The sequence below is a fragment of the Phyllobacterium sp. TAF24 genome, assembly GCF_052113785.1.
Classification (GTDB): domain Bacteria; phylum Pseudomonadota; class Alphaproteobacteria; order Rhizobiales; family Rhizobiaceae; genus Phyllobacterium.
Window position 1 is genome coordinate 22,888 of the sequence record NZ_JBFRDN010000032.1, and the last position, 15,619, is coordinate 38,506.

14 protein-coding genes are annotated in these 15,619 nt (G+C 53.6%); 3 read left to right on the forward strand and 11 right to left on the reverse strand.

Annotated features, from left to right (window positions below; all coding sequences use genetic code 11):
• Positions 1-6: 6 nt before the first annotated feature.
• On the reverse strand, positions 7-963 hold the full coding sequence (locus AB4Y96_RS21845) for an alpha/beta hydrolase family protein (RefSeq protein WP_441919857.1): 957 nt from the start codon (positions 961-963) through the stop codon (positions 7-9).
• A gap of 271 nt (positions 964-1,234) precedes the next feature.
• Between AB4Y96_RS21845 and AB4Y96_RS21850 the strand changes: the two genes are divergently transcribed.
• A complete protein-coding gene (locus AB4Y96_RS21850; RefSeq protein ID WP_441919859.1) occupies positions 1,235-2,020 on the forward strand; it encodes a transporter substrate-binding domain-containing protein in 786 nt (261 codons plus the stop codon).
• Between the two features lie 51 nt (positions 2,021-2,071).
• Here AB4Y96_RS21850 and AB4Y96_RS21855 read toward each other — a convergent pair whose 3' ends face one another.
• Genes AB4Y96_RS21855 through AB4Y96_RS21885 form a run of 7 tightly spaced genes read right to left on the reverse strand, consistent with a single transcriptional unit; the run spans position 2,072 to position 9,132 of the window.
• Complete coding sequence (locus tag AB4Y96_RS21855; RefSeq protein WP_441919861.1) at positions 2,072-2,905, reverse strand: 5-deoxy-glucuronate isomerase; 834 nt, start codon at positions 2,903-2,905, stop codon at positions 2,072-2,074.
• Between the two features lie 2 nt (positions 2,906-2,907).
• Positions 2,908-3,888, reverse strand: coding sequence for a mannonate dehydratase (locus AB4Y96_RS21860; protein ID WP_441919863.1), 981 nt, complete (start codon positions 3,886-3,888; stop codon positions 2,908-2,910).
• Positions 3,889-3,891: 3 nt separating this feature from the next.
• Positions 3,892-4,695 (reverse strand): ABC transporter ATP-binding protein, encoded by an 804-nt coding sequence (locus tag AB4Y96_RS21865; RefSeq protein ID WP_441919865.1) that lies wholly within the window; start codon positions 4,693-4,695, stop codon positions 3,892-3,894.
• Positions 4,696-4,700: 5 nt separating this feature from the next.
• On the reverse strand, positions 4,701-5,531 hold the full coding sequence (locus AB4Y96_RS21870; RefSeq protein WP_441919866.1) for an ABC transporter ATP-binding protein: 831 nt from the start codon (positions 5,529-5,531) through the stop codon (positions 4,701-4,703).
• A gap of 5 nt (positions 5,532-5,536) precedes the next feature.
• Positions 5,537-6,445 carry an ABC transporter permease gene (locus AB4Y96_RS21875; RefSeq protein ID WP_091885791.1) on the reverse strand — a complete coding sequence of 303 codons (909 nt, stop codon included), beginning with the start codon at positions 6,443-6,445 and terminating at the stop codon, positions 5,537-5,539.
• On the reverse strand, positions 6,442-7,503 hold the full coding sequence (locus AB4Y96_RS21880) for an ABC transporter permease (RefSeq protein ID WP_441919869.1): 1,062 nt from the start codon (positions 7,501-7,503) through the stop codon (positions 6,442-6,444). The genes AB4Y96_RS21875 and AB4Y96_RS21880 overlap by 4 nt, the downstream gene beginning before the upstream one ends.
• 24 nt (positions 7,504-7,527) lie before the next feature.
• On the reverse strand, positions 7,528-9,132 hold the full coding sequence (locus tag AB4Y96_RS21885) for an ABC transporter substrate-binding protein (RefSeq protein WP_441919871.1): 1,605 nt from the start codon (positions 9,130-9,132) through the stop codon (positions 7,528-7,530).
• A gap of 313 nt (positions 9,133-9,445) precedes the next feature.
• Between AB4Y96_RS21885 and AB4Y96_RS21890 the strand changes: the two genes are divergently transcribed.
• On the forward strand, positions 9,446-10,174 hold the full coding sequence (locus AB4Y96_RS21890) for a FadR/GntR family transcriptional regulator (protein ID WP_441919872.1): 729 nt from the start codon (positions 9,446-9,448) through the stop codon (positions 10,172-10,174).
• A 111-nt stretch (positions 10,175-10,285) separates the two neighbouring features.
• A complete protein-coding gene (gene kdgD / locus AB4Y96_RS21895; RefSeq protein WP_441919873.1) occupies positions 10,286-11,200 on the forward strand; it encodes a 5-dehydro-4-deoxyglucarate dehydratase in 915 nt (304 codons plus the stop codon).
• Positions 11,201-11,226: 26 nt separating this feature from the next.
• Here kdgD and AB4Y96_RS21900 read toward each other — a convergent pair whose 3' ends face one another.
• From AB4Y96_RS21900 to AB4Y96_RS21910, 3 genes are all read right to left on the reverse strand, one after another.
• Positions 11,227-13,089 (reverse strand): DUF2264 domain-containing protein, encoded by a 1,863-nt coding sequence (locus tag AB4Y96_RS21900; RefSeq protein WP_441919875.1) that lies wholly within the window; start codon positions 13,087-13,089, stop codon positions 11,227-11,229.
• Positions 13,090-13,168: 79 nt separating this feature from the next.
• A complete protein-coding gene (locus tag AB4Y96_RS21905; RefSeq protein ID WP_441919876.1) occupies positions 13,169-14,455 on the reverse strand; it encodes an ABC transporter substrate-binding protein in 1,287 nt (428 codons plus the stop codon).
• A 58-nt stretch (positions 14,456-14,513) separates the two neighbouring features.
• Positions 14,514-15,596, reverse strand: coding sequence for an ABC transporter ATP-binding protein (locus AB4Y96_RS21910; RefSeq protein WP_091885778.1), 1,083 nt, complete (start codon positions 15,594-15,596; stop codon positions 14,514-14,516).
• Between the last annotated feature and the right edge of the window lie 23 nt (positions 15,597-15,619).

Below are 15,619 nucleotides of genomic sequence, written 5' to 3' on the forward strand. Positions count from 1 at the left end.
CCCTTGTTAGAGATTATCCCGGAAGAAACTCCCAACTTTGGTCTCAACTTCCTGATGAACCGCTGCACGATCAATACCTTTTGCATCCTCGCATATGTCAGAAGCTTCGGCCTTCAAAGCAGGCGGACAGACGTCTGTGAAAACGAAATGTCCCCCAGCCACATATTGAAGTGGCGGCGAAACGGGCAAATTTTTCACAAGCGCGCGCGTATTCTCTTCACCCAGCTTGCTCTGCCTTGGCCGGAACAGAAAAACCGGTGCGCTCACGTTTTTCAAGCCCTCTCGATTAAACGGGATACTGAACGGATCGAGCAAGACGAGCGCCTTCAAGGCAATGTTTGATGCCGGTTGTCGCGTCTCTTGGAGGGAAGTTTTGCCCTTATCGCCGCCGGGACCAGCATTGCATGACTGAACATCATCCGGATGCGCAGCACAATAACTGGCAAGCTGCTTGAAGTCAGGCACGCCACCCGCAAGGCCAAGCGAGACCGCACCGCCAAGTGAGAACCCAAGCATGCCGACCTTGTCTGACGCGGCGTGCGCATGGAACCGGGGATCAGCCAGTACAGTGTTAAACGCTTTGTCGACCTGAACCATCCGACCAGAAAGATCGGTTTTGCCATGCATCGGTGCGACAACGATAAACCCCTGACGTGCAAGGGATATTGAAAGATCACGCAGAGTGAGCGGACTGCCCCCGGTCTTGCCTCCCCCATGCGAGATTAAAACGATGGGAAAAGGCCCGGCGGCAATTGGTGCATCGCGGCTTGCCGCAATCGGAAACAGGCCGATCTGCCACGCCACTTCCTCAGCCTGAGTTGGATACCAGACCAAAGTATCGAAAGGTGTGCTTGCTGAAACCGTAATCCTGGCAATACCGGCGCGAAACGGCGCGGCCTTCGCCCAAACCGTCGATATGGAACACGTGGCCAAAATAGTGAAGGCCAGAAAGAGTGCACGCATAGTCGCTCCTAATCGTGGAGTCCCACTGAGCCCGTCGAATGGGTGAGACGAGAAGGCGTCAAACGATGCAGAAGCAGCATTTGTTCACTCGCGTTGTTTTTAACACCAACTCCGAAGGACGCCAAGTAGTCGAAGCCACCCTGTTGATCGAGACAGACCAAGCATTGGAAAATATCTGGTCAGCCGATCGCTTTGCAGTCATTGTAAGGTAAGATTCATTGAATTGTTCTCGCGACTGATCATCCGATATAGCGTTAATGAGGTAAGTTGAATGCTTCGTCCCATTGTTATCTGCATCTGTCTGCTTCTCGCAAACCTGCCCTCCGCCTTCGCCAAAGACATGCTGCCGGTTTCCCGATTAGATACCATCCTTGAAACGGGCGTTCTGAAGGTTGGCTCTACCGGCGATTACAAACCATTCAGCTTCAAGGACCCCACGAGTGGTGCATTTTCCGGCTTCGACATCGATCAGGCAGAGAGCCTAGCCAGTGCACTGGGTGTAAAACTGGAAATCGTACCGACGTCTTGGCCGCAGATGTTGCAGGACTTCGAGGCGGGAAAATTTGATGTCGCTATGGGCGGCGTGTCGATCACATTCGACCGGCAGAAGAAGGGTCTGTTCTCCATTCCCTATATGCGTGAGGGGAAGACACCGATTGCCCGCTGCACCGACAAGGATAAATTCAAGACATTGGCCGATATCGACAAGCCGGAAACAACGGTTATTGCCAATCCGGGTGGGACCAATGAGAAATTTGCCCGTGCCAGTCTGAAACAAGCAAAGATTGTCATTTTTCCTGACAATACGAAGATATTTGACGAAGTCGCTGCAGGCAGGGCGGACCTCATGATGACCGATGCTTCGGAAACCCGTTATCAGGAAAAACTGCATTCGGGCGTTCTGTGTGCAATACATCCTGATGAACCTTTCAATTTTGCCGAGAAGGCGTATTGGGTACAACGCGATATCGGTCTCAAGGCCTTTGTCGATCAGTGGCTGCATCAATCCATTGAAACCGGCGCCTATAATGAGATCTACAACAAATGGTTCAAATGAAATGTAGCCTGACGCGTAGTGCAATTCGGATGACCATCGCAAACGAAATTGTCAGCGAAACTTTGCCCGCATCGCATCAATCCCCGGAATTTTTGCCATCAGTGGCCGGTGTTTCTCTTCAAAGTTCTGGACGAGCGAACGCTGCGTTTTTCCAACGAGAATGGTGAAAATATAGGATGCATGGCCCGGCGACGTCGCCGTCGGATGATAGCCGGTTGAAAAGGCAAATGTATCGCCGTGACGGGTGACGTGAGCATGGGGCTCCTGCCCCTCTTCATACCAAAGCTGAGTACCAAATCCCGTCGGCGGGTCAAACCGCCAGTGATAAAGTTCCTCGTGAGCAGTCTCGCCGGGTTGGTCTGTGTCGTGCTTGTGCGGCGGATAACCGGACCAGCACCCTTCATCGGCATAAAGCTCGCTGACGAGCAAACGCCCTACCCGATCAGCCTGTTTATTGCCGAGAATGTGGAAGATACGACGGCGGGATTTTGTCTCGTTTGAGCCGACATCAACCATATCGACGTCATCAGGCACAATGCGAAATGGTTCCATTGGCTTGTCCCAGCGCCCGCCCGCAACGGCAACTTCGCAATCATCAAGCGCTATGATGGTAACGGTGGCATCGGGGCCCGCATAAACAGAATCCGCCAATCCGCCCCACACGCCTGCACGTCCACCAACTGCCTCAAACTTCGTTGCATCAATCTTGATATCACAGCGACCCGACAGCGGAACAACCGCCGTTTCGAAACCCCGCAAACGATAGGTATGGGAATTCCCGGCCGCAAGTTTGACGAGATTAAAATGAATGAGTTTTGCTGCCTCGTCACCTTCAACTATAGGCGTGTTGCCATTGTCGTGAGACCGGATCATTCGCGAAGACATACTCAATTTCCCCTGCTGCCAAGCACCTGTAGAAGCGCTGCAATATATCCGTAGCTGAACGCAAAGGCGGTATTCTCAGGATCGCGACCGGATAGTTGAGGCACATGATCAGGCATGATCATGTATTGATAACCGACCTCCGCATAGGTCTGCAGCGATTTCCACATATTCATATCACCCTCCTCGGGGAAAGTTTCCATGAACGAAAGCTTGCCGCCGCGAATATTGCGGAAATGGACATTGAAGAGCTTGCCGCGCGTACCGAACCAGCGAATAATATCCGAGATTTCATCAGCCGGATTATCCAGCATTTCACCAATAGTTCCCTGACAGAAATTCAATCCATGATAGGGGTTTTCACGCAGCAGAACGAATTTCTTCAGACCTTCAACTGTACCGAGAACCCGCGTCACACCGCGATACCCCGGTGGGGTATAGGGATCATGCGGGTGGCACGCCAACCTTACCTTGTTGGCTTCCGCAACCGGAATGACCCGCTCCAGAAAATAGTCGATCCGTTCCCAGTTCTCATCCTCATCGAGAACACCCGCCAGAGTTGGCGGAGCATCGTGGTTCGCCTTATCCCAACGGAATGCCTCATTGCGCGATCCGCCGCGACCTGTTTCCATTTCCGTGCGTGGAATGCCGATAATATTCAGATTGTATTTTACTGCTGGAATTCCCGCCTGTGCGGTGCGCTCGATCAGACGGCAAATTGAATCAATCTGCCGGTCACGTTCCGGACCTGCCGAGAGGATATCGGGACTGTACTGCTTTTCGATCACATGGGAACTCAGCGGCAGTTGGATCATATCCAGTGTCAGACCGAAGCCTGCGAGATGATCGCGATGTCGCTTGAGGATATCAAGTGTCCAGTCATGCGGATTTCCGGCCGGATCGGCACAGATGTGCTCAATACCTAGCTGGGCCATGATACGATAATCATCATCGTCTCGCGCCCGAAACTGCGTTCCAAGAAACATACCTTACTCCTGTTGAGCCAACACCGGAACGAGATCGCGCGGGTCTTCCCCATAGGCTTCACTCGCTGCGATCAAACGTTTCGTATATTCCTGCGTCGCTCCACCATTGACGAGCGCATCGACGCCAAGTGTTTCAACAATGACCCCAGCCTGCATGACTGCAGTACGCCTGCACATGTGTGCAACCACACCAAGATCATGCGTGACCATAAGATAGGTCAGGCCGCGCTCATTCTGCAGATCACAGAGAAGATTGAGAATTTCCGCCTGTACCGACACATCGAGCGCCGATGTCGGTTCATCCAGAAGCAGGATATCCGGCTCGGACATCAGCGCCCGCGCAATGGCAACACGTTGCCTCTGTCCGCCGGAAAGTTGATGCGGATAGCGCCACAACAGGCTGCGGCTGAGACCCACAGCGTCCAGCGCTGCATGACCGCGCGCCTCTGCGCCTGGAAGCTTTTGGATACGCGCCGGTTCCATCAGTTGCCGCCAAACGGTATGGCGCGGGTGCAAGGCTTCATAGGGATCCTGAAAAACCATCTGCACTTTACGATAGAAATCCTTGCCGCGTGTTTTGCGGATGTCAGCGCCTGCAACGCGTAACACGCTGGCCTCGTTGGCGACAAGTCCTGTGATCGCCCGCAGGATCGTCGATTTTCCAGAGCCGGATTCGCCAACAAGTCCAAATGTCTCGCCGCGATTGACGGAAAAGCTAACGCCGTCCACGGCGCGGCGTTCATCGCCATATTCACCAAAAGTGACGGACAGGTTTTCAATTTCAATGATTGGTACTGCTTTGTCCATGCCATCTACCATGCCGTATCGCGCGTAAGAACAGGCAGGCGCTTGCGTGGTGTATGAATACGCGGCATCGCATCCAACAGTCCCTTGGTATAGGGATGCGTTGCCTGATCGAGTTCACTTGCCTTCAAAGTTTCGACCACCCTGCCCCGATACATAATCAGCACACGATCACAGAATCGGCGAACCAAATTGAGATCATGGCTGATGAAGATCAGGCCAAGGCCGCGCTTTCGCACGAGATCATTGAGAAGGTTGAGAATCTCCAGCCGCACGGTCACATCGAGTGCCGAGGTTGCCTCGTCGGCGATAAGAATTTCCGGTTCTGAAACCAGCATCATGGCAATCATGATGCGTTGTCCCATACCGCCTGACATTTCATGCGGATACATGCGATAGACCCGTTCGGGTTCCCGGATTTGCACCGCGCCAAGCATGGCGACTGCCCTTTCCCGTGCCTCAGACGATGAAGAGCGTGTGTGAATACGGTAGGCCTCGGCGATCTGTTCGCCGACGGTTACGACAGGATTGAGCGAATATTTCGGGTCCTGCATGATGAGCCCTATACGGCGACCGCGAATATCATTCATGGTTGCTTCCGAGGCACCAAGAATATTCACATCGCCAAGCTGTATGTGTTCGGCGCTGACCTTGGCAGCGGGCGGCGTCAAACGCATGATTGCCCTGCCTGTCATGCTTTTGCCCGAGCCGGACTCGCCAACAATGCCAAGTTTCTCGCGGCCAAGATCGAAGGATACCCCGCGAACAGCGTCGAATATCCCAGCTGCACCATGGAAGCTGATTTTCAGATCACGTACAGAAAGAAGCGTGTCAGTCATCGCATTCACTCCTGCCTCGGATCAAGCGCATCGCGCAGGGCATCGCCGACCAGATTAAAGGCAAGGCTGACAAAGAGGATCGACAGACCGGGCATGGTACCGACCCACCAGCTATCCAACATAAAACGCCGTCCGGTTGAAACCATGGCACCCCATTCCGGGCTTGGTGGCTGCGCACCGAGGCCAAGAAAGCCAAGACCCGCTGCGGTCAGAATGATACCGGCCATGTTGAGTGTGATCCGCACAATGACCGAGGGGATGCATAAGGGTGCAATGTGGGCGATGACGATGTGCAGGCTCGAAGCGCCCATCAGCCGCACCGCAGAAATATGATCACGGTTGCGCAGGCTCAATGACTCTGCGCGTGCCAGCCGGGCGATTGGCGGCCACTGGGTGAGCGCAATGGCAATGATTGCATTGTTCAGATTTGGTCCGAGTGCCGCCACAAAGGCCAGTGCAAGAATGAGACTTGGGAAGGATAAAAACAGTTCGGTGACACGCATCAGGATCGTATCGAGCCAGCCACCGTAATAACCCGCAAGGCACCCGACGATCAGGCCAATTGGCGCAACTATGACACTGACAATTGCAACAATCGAAAGGGTAATACGGCTGCCCCAGAGAATGCGGCTGAGAATATCGCGACCAAGCTCATCGGTGCCGAGGAGATGCTGTGCGTTTGGCGCTACCAGCGTTTCGCGCAGATTCTGGTCGAATGGCGAATACGGCGCAAGCCAAGGCACAAAGACAGCAATGAACACCAGAAGTAAAATAATGGCGAGACCGGCGATCCCCAGCGGATTGGAGGCAAACCGCATCCATACGCGCCAGATATTCTGCAACGCCGCGTGTCTGGCACTGCTCGGCTCTTCCGTCGTCAGCCAGGCTGTCAGCCCTTTGCTTGCGGTACTCATTTGATCCTCGGGTCGAAAAATTTGTAGAGCAGATCGGAAATCACATTAAGCGCGATGAAGACGCAGCCAATGATCAGCGTGCAGGCGACGACGACATTCATGTCGCCGATGACAAGCGCATTGGTCAGATACTGACCGAAACCCGGCCAACCAAAGACAGTTTCGATAAGCACAGCGCCTTCCAACATGCCGCCATAGGAAAGAGCCACGACGGTGACGAGTTGAACGCGAATGTTTTTGAATGCGTGCAGCCAGATCACGCCACGTCGCGATACGCCTTTTGCCCGGGCGGTGATGACATATTCCTGGCTGAGTTGTTCCAGCATGAAGCTGCGTGTGATGCGGCTGATATAGGCAATGGACGCATAGGCAAGGACAGATGCGGGCAGGATGATGTGCGTCACTGCGCTCCAGAAGACGTCCATATCGCCAGCAAGCAGAGAATCGATCAACAGAAAGCCGGTAACACCGGGAACAACGTCCTCATAGAACAGATCAAGCCTTCCTGAACCGCCAACCCAGCCGAGCTTTGCATAAAACAGCATCAAGCCAACCATGCCGATCCAGAAAATCGGGGTCGAGTGGCCGAGCAAGGCGATCAGCCGCACCGCGTGATCGGCAAACCGTCCACGATTAACAGCCGCATAAACACCGAGCGGAATTCCGATGCCAGCGCCCAGAATAATGGTTACGGTTGCCAGTTCGACCGTTGCCGGAAGAACACGGGCGATGTCTTCCATAACGGGCCGACCGGTCAGCAGTGTCGTTCCAAAATCACCATGCAGCAGGTTCTTCAGGAATATCCAGAACTGCTGCATAACAGGCAGATTCAGACCCAGTTCCTGTTTGACCTTGAGATAGGTTGCCTGATCTGCATCAGGACCCACAACCGCGATAACAGGATCCACAGGCATCAGGCGCCCAATGACAAATGTCAGAAGCACCAAAAGAAACAGCGTTGTCAGGACGCTGAAAAGCGAACCGCCAAATCGACTGTATTTTCGCAATCCCGACCGCCTTTTTGACGATGAGATTGCCGTTTCCACTTGATTGACCATGCGCTGGCGACCTGACTTCCTGCCTTAGTCCTGCTTTTCGACCTGATCCCAGCGGGTCATCCAGCCAATATCACCCACATAGTTCTTCAGCCGGGCGCTCTTTGCGTAAGGGTCGACCCGCTGTGAAATCGGGATGATGGGCGGTGCGGACTCTTCGAACAGTTTCAACGCTTGCTTGTAGAGTTCGACGCGCTTCGCCTCGTTATCGGTGATGGCCTGTGCCTCATCCATCAGCTTGTTGACTTCAGGCAACTCAAATGACGCACGCCAAGCTTGAAGATTGGTAAGATTGGCATCGTCTTTATTGTCAGGATTATAGACGTGGGTCCGTAACCAGCCATCTGCATCCGTCTGCGCCGAAGATGCCGTGCGTCCGACGCCCAACTGGAATTTGCGATCGCGCATCGGCCCGTATGTCTGATCGCCATTACCCGTGAGGATATCGACCTTAACACCGGCTACGGCAAGGTTCTGTTGGATTGCGGTTGCCATGTCGGCATAGGGAGTGGAATTCAACGAGAGCAATTGTTTGCTGAAACCATCGCCATAACCCGCTGCCGCCAGACCCTGTTTACACTTGGCAGGATCGTAGACATTGCCAATATCAGGAATATAACCCGGGATATCGGCAGGAATGAACGTCGTGGCGCTTGTGCCATAGTTTTTCATCACGACATCGTTGATGTCCTTGTAATTGATGCAATAGCGCAAAGCCTGACGCACTTCCGGTTTGGCAAACTCCGGATCCTTCGTGCTCATGATCAGATAATAAAAGCCTGATCCGATGAGGCGGTCGATTACAATGGCAGGGTTCTTTGCCAAACCATCTATATCTGCGGACACCAATTGGAAACCAACATCCAGGTCGCCTTTTTCCAATTGAAGCCGTTCCGTCTGTGACTCAGGCAGATGCCGAACGAGCACACGCTTCATCTTCGGCTCGCCGCCCCAATAAGCATCAAAGCGGGTGAGCACGACGATGTCGTTTGGATTCCAGCGATTAAGGGTGAACGGCCCGGAGCCGGCAGCATTTGATGCCAGCCAGCCCCTACCCATATCACCATCTTTTTCGTGCTTGGCGATAACTTCCTTGTCGAGAACTGCACCATAGACCCGTGTCAGCGCGTTCAGCTTGAGCGACGGCGCTACGGGTGTCGCCACTTCCATCACGAAGGTTTTGTCATCCTTAGCCCGAAACTTCTGCTCAACATTGGCGGCATCGTAGCCCCAATTGGCATAATAGGCTCTGGCAAGAAGACCCAGCTTCACCGCACGCTGGAATGAATAGGCCACATCCGCAGCTGTTATCTTGCGGCCGCTCTGAAAGGTGGCCTTGTCATCAAGCACAAATTCAAGAGTGCCATCGGGGAGCACAGTCCATGACTTGGCAAGACCGGGAATGACTTTACCTGGGGTATTGGGATCGCTGCGTATGAGCGTGTCATACAGATTGGCAATAACGTGATAAGATTCGTAAGAATTGGCATTGTGCGGATCAAGAGTGGTGAGGTTCACCATATTCATCCCGATAACCAGCTGGTCCTTCGGCGTCTTTGCCTCGGCCACGTTGATGGTCAATGCGGCGACTACCGCGGTTGCCCCAATGAAACAGGCACGAAAATGCGGCATGGTTTCCTCCCCTACAGCCATCTTCTTCTATGTTGTATGACATCGTAGTATTGTTTTTTCGAGCAGGCAAGGCTAAATTTATGCGGAACATGTCGTGTTGCAGGACAATAGTCACGACATGGCACTGTTTTCTGTCCGGGTTTCGGCCTGACAGCGTGCAAATGCCCTGATGCAGATGAGGGTTGAATATATGATATCTTATGCTGCAAATGAGTTTCTGTTGATCGTCTCGCCCCGGCTTCCAAACCAGAGCGATAATTTCAAAGCAGCCCGGCCTCTTCCCGGAGAGCCCGAGCGGAATGCGGAGTAGCCCATGTCAGGCATTGGCAAGCGAGAAACCCTTACAGGTCAATTGGTTAAGGCTGTTGCCGACCGCATCACCTCGGGTCATTACAAGCGCGGGGAACGCCTGCCGACCGAGCAGGAAATGATCGCAGAGTTCAACGTCAGCCGCACGGTCGTTCGCGAGGCGATCGCCAATTTGAAGGCAAAAGGACTTGTTCACACCCAGCAAGGCATCGGCGCTTTTGTTCTGAAAGACCTGCAGACTGCACCATTCAGGATCGAAGAAGACAATCTTGAACTGGTCGAAGAAATCATCAGCGTCATGGAATTGCGTATCAGCATCGAGCTCGAAGCAGCAGCTCTGGCAGCTGTGCGCCGCGATGAGGCCGAGCTTGCCGGTATCAAAAATGCACTCGATATGATGAAGGCAGCAATTGAACAGGGCGAAAGCTCCGTTCAGGCCGATCTGGAATTTCACCGCGCCATAGCGATCGCGACCAAGAATCGACATTTTCTTAGCATGTTCAATTACTTGGGTGAAATGCTGATCCCCCGGACGCGGCTTCAGACACATAAAATCAATGGCCTGCCGCAACGGGAATATCTGGAACGGGTCAATCGCGAACATGACCAGATCTACCAGTCAATCAAGGCGCAGGACGTGGAAGGTGCACGCGCGGCCATGCGCCTCCATCTCGGCAGCAGCCGTGACCGGCTTCGCACCAACGCACCGCCTACGAGTAAAAAGACTGCCTGACCAAGACTTGCCGCCTGGAAGCAGTAAAAGCAAGCATCGCAATTTTAGTAGTTGTATGATGACATATGAGATGATACGCCTAATCGACTTTTGATCTCCGGCGAGGCTTTCATGGATTACCAGACGCTTAAGAAGACAATCAGTTCCGGTCTTCTCTCCTTTCCTGTTACCGACTTTGACCAAAATGACGATTTCGCACCTTCAGCCTATACAAAGCGCCTGGAATGGCTTGCACCTTATGGCGCATCTGCACTGTTCGTCGGCGGCGGGACTGGAGAAGGTTTCTCGCTGACACCCAGCGAACATGAAGATGTCGTGCGTACGGCTGTTGCAGCGTGTGGAAAGGCTGTCCCCATTCTCGCGACCGCAGCTTACGGAACACGTATCGCCGCGCAAATGGCACGCAATGCGGAGAAGAATGGTGCAGCGGGTCTGTTGCTGCTTCCCCATTATCTCACGGAAACCAGTGCCGAGGGCATTTGCCGTCACGTCGAAGCCGTCTGTGCTGCGACCGGTCTTGGCGTCATCGTCTACAATCGCAATGTCTGCAAGCTGAACGCTGATGCGCTGGAACGACTTGGGGAAAAATGCCCGAATCTGATCGGCTTCAAGGATGGTATTGGCGAGATCGAGAATATGGTTTCGATCCGCAGGCGGCTTGGTGATCGTTTTGCTTATCTCGGCGGTCTACCAACGGCTGAAGTTTACGCGGAAGCCTATAAGGCCATGGGCGTGAGTGTCTATTCATCGGCGGTATTCAACTTCATTCCCCGCACTGCGCTTGATTTTTACAAGGCTGTTTCGGCCAATGATCACGAAACGACATCGCGACTGCTCAGCGATTTCTTCCTGCCTTACATTGCCATCCGCAATCGCGTCCCCGGCTATGCCGTCAGCATCGTCAAGGCAGGCGCGGCCATCGTTGGCCGGTCAGCTGGCCGCGTGCGCACGCCGCTGGTGGATTGTGGCGAGCGCGATATTTCTGATCTTAGAGTGCTGATTGAAAGACTCGGTTCGCAAGAATAGATATTCGAAACAATCCAACACTCTGCCTAGAGATTTGGATTGTTCCTCATAATCGCGATGGGAACCCCTTTTTCCGCCACAAGCTTTTGCAGCGCCGCAACGTCAGGACGTTGCGGCAGGGAAGCCAATACATTCTCCACCTGACCACCATCCGGCTGAGCAATAAACGCCGCCATCAACACGCTTTCGCCTGATGGAATCTCGCAACGAAGTTGCGGGACCGTTGTCTTTGCGGAGATGAGATTGGTATTGGGCGGCGCAAGATGAAGTCGGGCAGCACGAACACAAGTTGAGCCCATATCCACTATCGCCGACATATCACGCGCCGTTCTGATAGAAGCGTGACCGCCTTCGACTTTGGTCTGGTCTTGATCAGGGTCACCACGGGCAATTGAAAACCCGCCTTCTATCGTTTTAAGCGGCCGTGGTGTTTCAATCTGGTGGACGCGCACATGAAACTGGCCATCCCAATAGAGCCAAGTGTGAACAACCACATCTGGATATGGCCGCCACCTTGCATAAATAGTTTGATCCGCAATGATGGCAGTTTCATTGGTCTCTCGAACACGGAAATGTTTCCCGTCGTCTGAGAAGCCAATCATCCCGTCAAACACCGCCTCATCAAAACGGACCTGATCGCTTTCGACGCTGAAGCCATAACGTGCAGAATATGCAAACTTTGCGTATTTCTCTGCGCCATGACGCATGTGAAGGCACTGTTGCCCGGACGAAAGCGCAATCGCGTCGCCTGATGGATTGGCAATAACAAATCCAGGGTGCTTTTGAACCGAAGGAGTCTTGTCCACCGGGTAAGCCATTTCTTCAGCCAACCAGAATGGATGATCTTCCGGGAGTGCTAGCGGCAGGAATGCCTTCAAAGCCCAATAGGGCGATTGAGGGGAGTTGTAACTCTCCGACATCAGAAGATTGGGATAGGCATAACCAATGGAAAGTATGCCATCGCTATGGGCCATAGGCTGACTAGACCACCAGCGAAGATGGCGCAGATACAATCCCTTCAATACGCCCCAAGGCAAAACTTCTTCGCCTGCAAATGCCAGTGCGCCAAAGAAACCAGCTTGCGCAAACCTGTAAGTCAGCGAGCGCCCGAAAACGATCCCTGCCCCATCATCCGCGAACCAGCGACCGATATCTGAAGCGATCATGCGTGCACGCTCCCGATATCGCTCATAGGCAGGCTTCTGACCAATTGTCGCAAGGATCAACCCATAAAAATGGAACGCGAAAGGAATGTAGTAATCAACACGCCTTATCGGACCGTCACTATACCAGCCATCTCCGAGATAAAACGCTTCCAGTTCAGCTTCGTACTCTTCGTCAAGTGTATGGTCATAGTCAGCGCCGATTGAGCGTAACCCCATTCCCATCAGCAGACGAAAGAACTTCCAGTTGTTGTCATGGCAGTGGCGACTATGCGCTGTAACCAGATAGTTCGTAACGTTGCGTTTTGCTTTGTCATCGAGTGGTTCCCATATCTTTGACGGGACCAGTTTCAATGCAAATCCGATTGCCGCCAATTCAACGAGACGCTGATTGCGATCAGGCACAGCACCCCAATATTCCGGATGCTGCGGGTCTGTTCCGGCGGCGAGGCCGCGGGCAATGGGTTCCCAGTCGATCCAGTCAGCACCACCCACTTGTGCCGGGACAAGTCCCCACAACAGTCTGGAAAAACCTTCGAGATCCGCAGCCGCCTGATCGAAATGCGCCGCCGCGATTCCGCATCTTATGCGGGCACCGCCTTCTGACCGAAAGCTCTCCATAGGGCGGGCAAGTGTAGCAAGTGCCTGTTCTACGTCTGCCCTCGTCAAAAATGGATTGTTCTGCAGCGGACGGAAGGAATTTGCCGGAAAAGCGATGTCAGGCATGCTGGACTCCAATAATTATTCTGGAAGAACGCGGCCGTCGCAGCCGCGTTCTTAATGGAAAGTCAGGACCGCAGGAATCTCATCCCTTTAATATGCGCTTGCCTTGCGCGATCAATTCTTTCCCAGCCTCCGCAGGCGTCAGATTGCCAAATGCAAGTTTCTGCGCGACGGGCATGAAAGCCCTTGTGTCGAACTCTGCCGCTCCCAGCGGGATGGGAGGCGGATAGGAACCAACGCGGCCAGCAATCGCGTTGATGAAATCGACCGTTTTCTTCGCCATTGCATTGATATCAGGCGTTATGGCCTGCTGGACATCAAGATTGATGGGAACGCCACGTTCAATGCCAAGCGTCTTTCCCGCATCTCTATCATTGATGAAAAAATCGAGGAATTCGGCCGCAAGATCAGGATTTTTGCTGGTACTTGCAATGCTCCATATAAGGGCGGGCCGATAAAACAGGCCGGTGGGAGATTTCGCATCCTTGATCGGCGGAGCAACGATCTCCAGAGGTCCCTTGTAAACAGCTTGGTAGGCTGGAAGCAGGTTCGAATAGGTCAGGGCAATGGCAGCATTGCCTGTGGTCAGCGGATTGGTTTCCACCAGGCGTTTGTCCATGGCCTGTATCTCCGCCGGTGTGCAACCACCTTGCTTGGCCAAGACATTCCAGTATTCGTACCACTCCGTGGCATCTTCCGCAGTGAAACCGAGATGACCTTCTTCCGTAAACATGGCCTTGTCACGCTGCTTGAGCCATGCGGTGAACACCGAATTGTAGTGAGAACAGTTGCCCACAGCCCAGACATTGTCCTTGCCGATAAATTTCGTCAATTCGACGCAGGTTTTTGCGAACTCATCCCATGTCGTATCGTCGGATGGAGGCTTTAACCCGGATTTTGCAAAGACATCCGTATCATAAAGCATGGCGCAGGCGTTCACCGCAATCGGCACCCCCCGCACCTTTCCATCAACGCGAACCAGATCCAGAGCACCCGGTGCCAGCCGGTCCGTGCGGATGGTTTTACCCAGATACTGGTCAAGCGGCATTGCGGCGTTGCGCCGTCCGTAGTCCGCAAAAGTGCCGGGCTCCAACTGAAAAATATCGGGCAGATTTCCGCCCGCCATCATTGTCGTCAGTTTGGTCCAGTAGTCTGAACCCGCTGTTTCGGCATTGACGGTAACGCCCGCATGCTTTTGCGAAAAGAGTTCCGAAACACCCTGCGTTCGCTTCAGGCGATCAGGCGTTCCCCACCAGTAGAGGCGCAGCCGCGCCTCTTGTGCGGCAGCAGCTGTAAGACCTGAGAGCGATGCAATGGCACCTGCTCCCAACATGGCTCCGTTCAATAATATCTGGCGTCTGTTGATCACTTGCTCCTCCATCATTGCGATCAAAATGCTTTGATTACTGCGGCCTCCCTATCCGATCTCAATCGTTCAAGCGGTTGCCGTCCTCCCCGAAAAGATGGCAATGCTCGTGAGCGATACCGACATCCAAGGTATCATTCGCGGCGATTGCCCTTTGACCTTCGAGCACGATGGTCAGATTTTGGTCGTCCCCGAGCCGGCCATAGGCCAATGTCTGGCCACCCAGTTGCTCCACATGGCTTACGGTTAGCGTTCCGAGCTTCACATCAGCTTCCCTGCCCGTCGTGATGTGTTCTGGCCGGACACCAAGAACTGCTTTTGTCCCCGAGCGAATGTCCTCCGATGTCTTCAAGACGATTTCTGCAGCCGCAAGCGCAAAGGCCGACCCTTGGGGTCGGCGCTCTGAGAACGTGACGTCAAGAAAGTTCATTTTCGGACTACCGATAAAGCCCGCTATGAATCGGTTTGCAGGCTTGTTGTAGAGATCAAGCGGCCGTCCGCATTGTTCGATGTTGCCACTCCGCAAGACAACGATGCGATCCGCCAAGGTCATGGCTTCAACCTGATCATGCGTCACGTAGATCATTGTGGCACCGATCTCCTTGTGAAGCTTTGCGATTTCGACGCGCGTCTGCACACGAAGTTCCGCATCAAGGTTGGACAGGGGTTCGTCGAACAGAAAAATGTTTGGCTCGCGAACGATGGCGCGCCCAATTGCAACGCGCTGGCGCTGCCCGCCCGACAGGGCCTTGGGTTTGCGATCAAGGAGATGGCCGATCTGAAGAATATCGGCGGCCTTTTCTACGCGCACCTTTATATCTTTGCGCGGCAGACCAGCTGTCTCCAATCCAAATGCCATGTTCTTGTAGACACTCATATGCGGATAGAGCGCATAGGACTGGAAAACCATCGCAATGCCACGCTCGGATGGCGGGACGTTGTTCACGACGGCATCATCAATGACAAGCTCACCGCCACTGATGGGTTCCAGACCAGCTATCATGCGGAGCAAGGTGGATTTGCCGCATCCGGAAGGCCCGACAAACACAACAAACTCGCCTTTGTTGATTTCAAGATTGACACCGTTGATGACTTCGATTGCTCCGAAGCGCTTGACGACATCTTTGAGTGCGAGATTTATCATTTTGAACTCCCTGAAATACAACG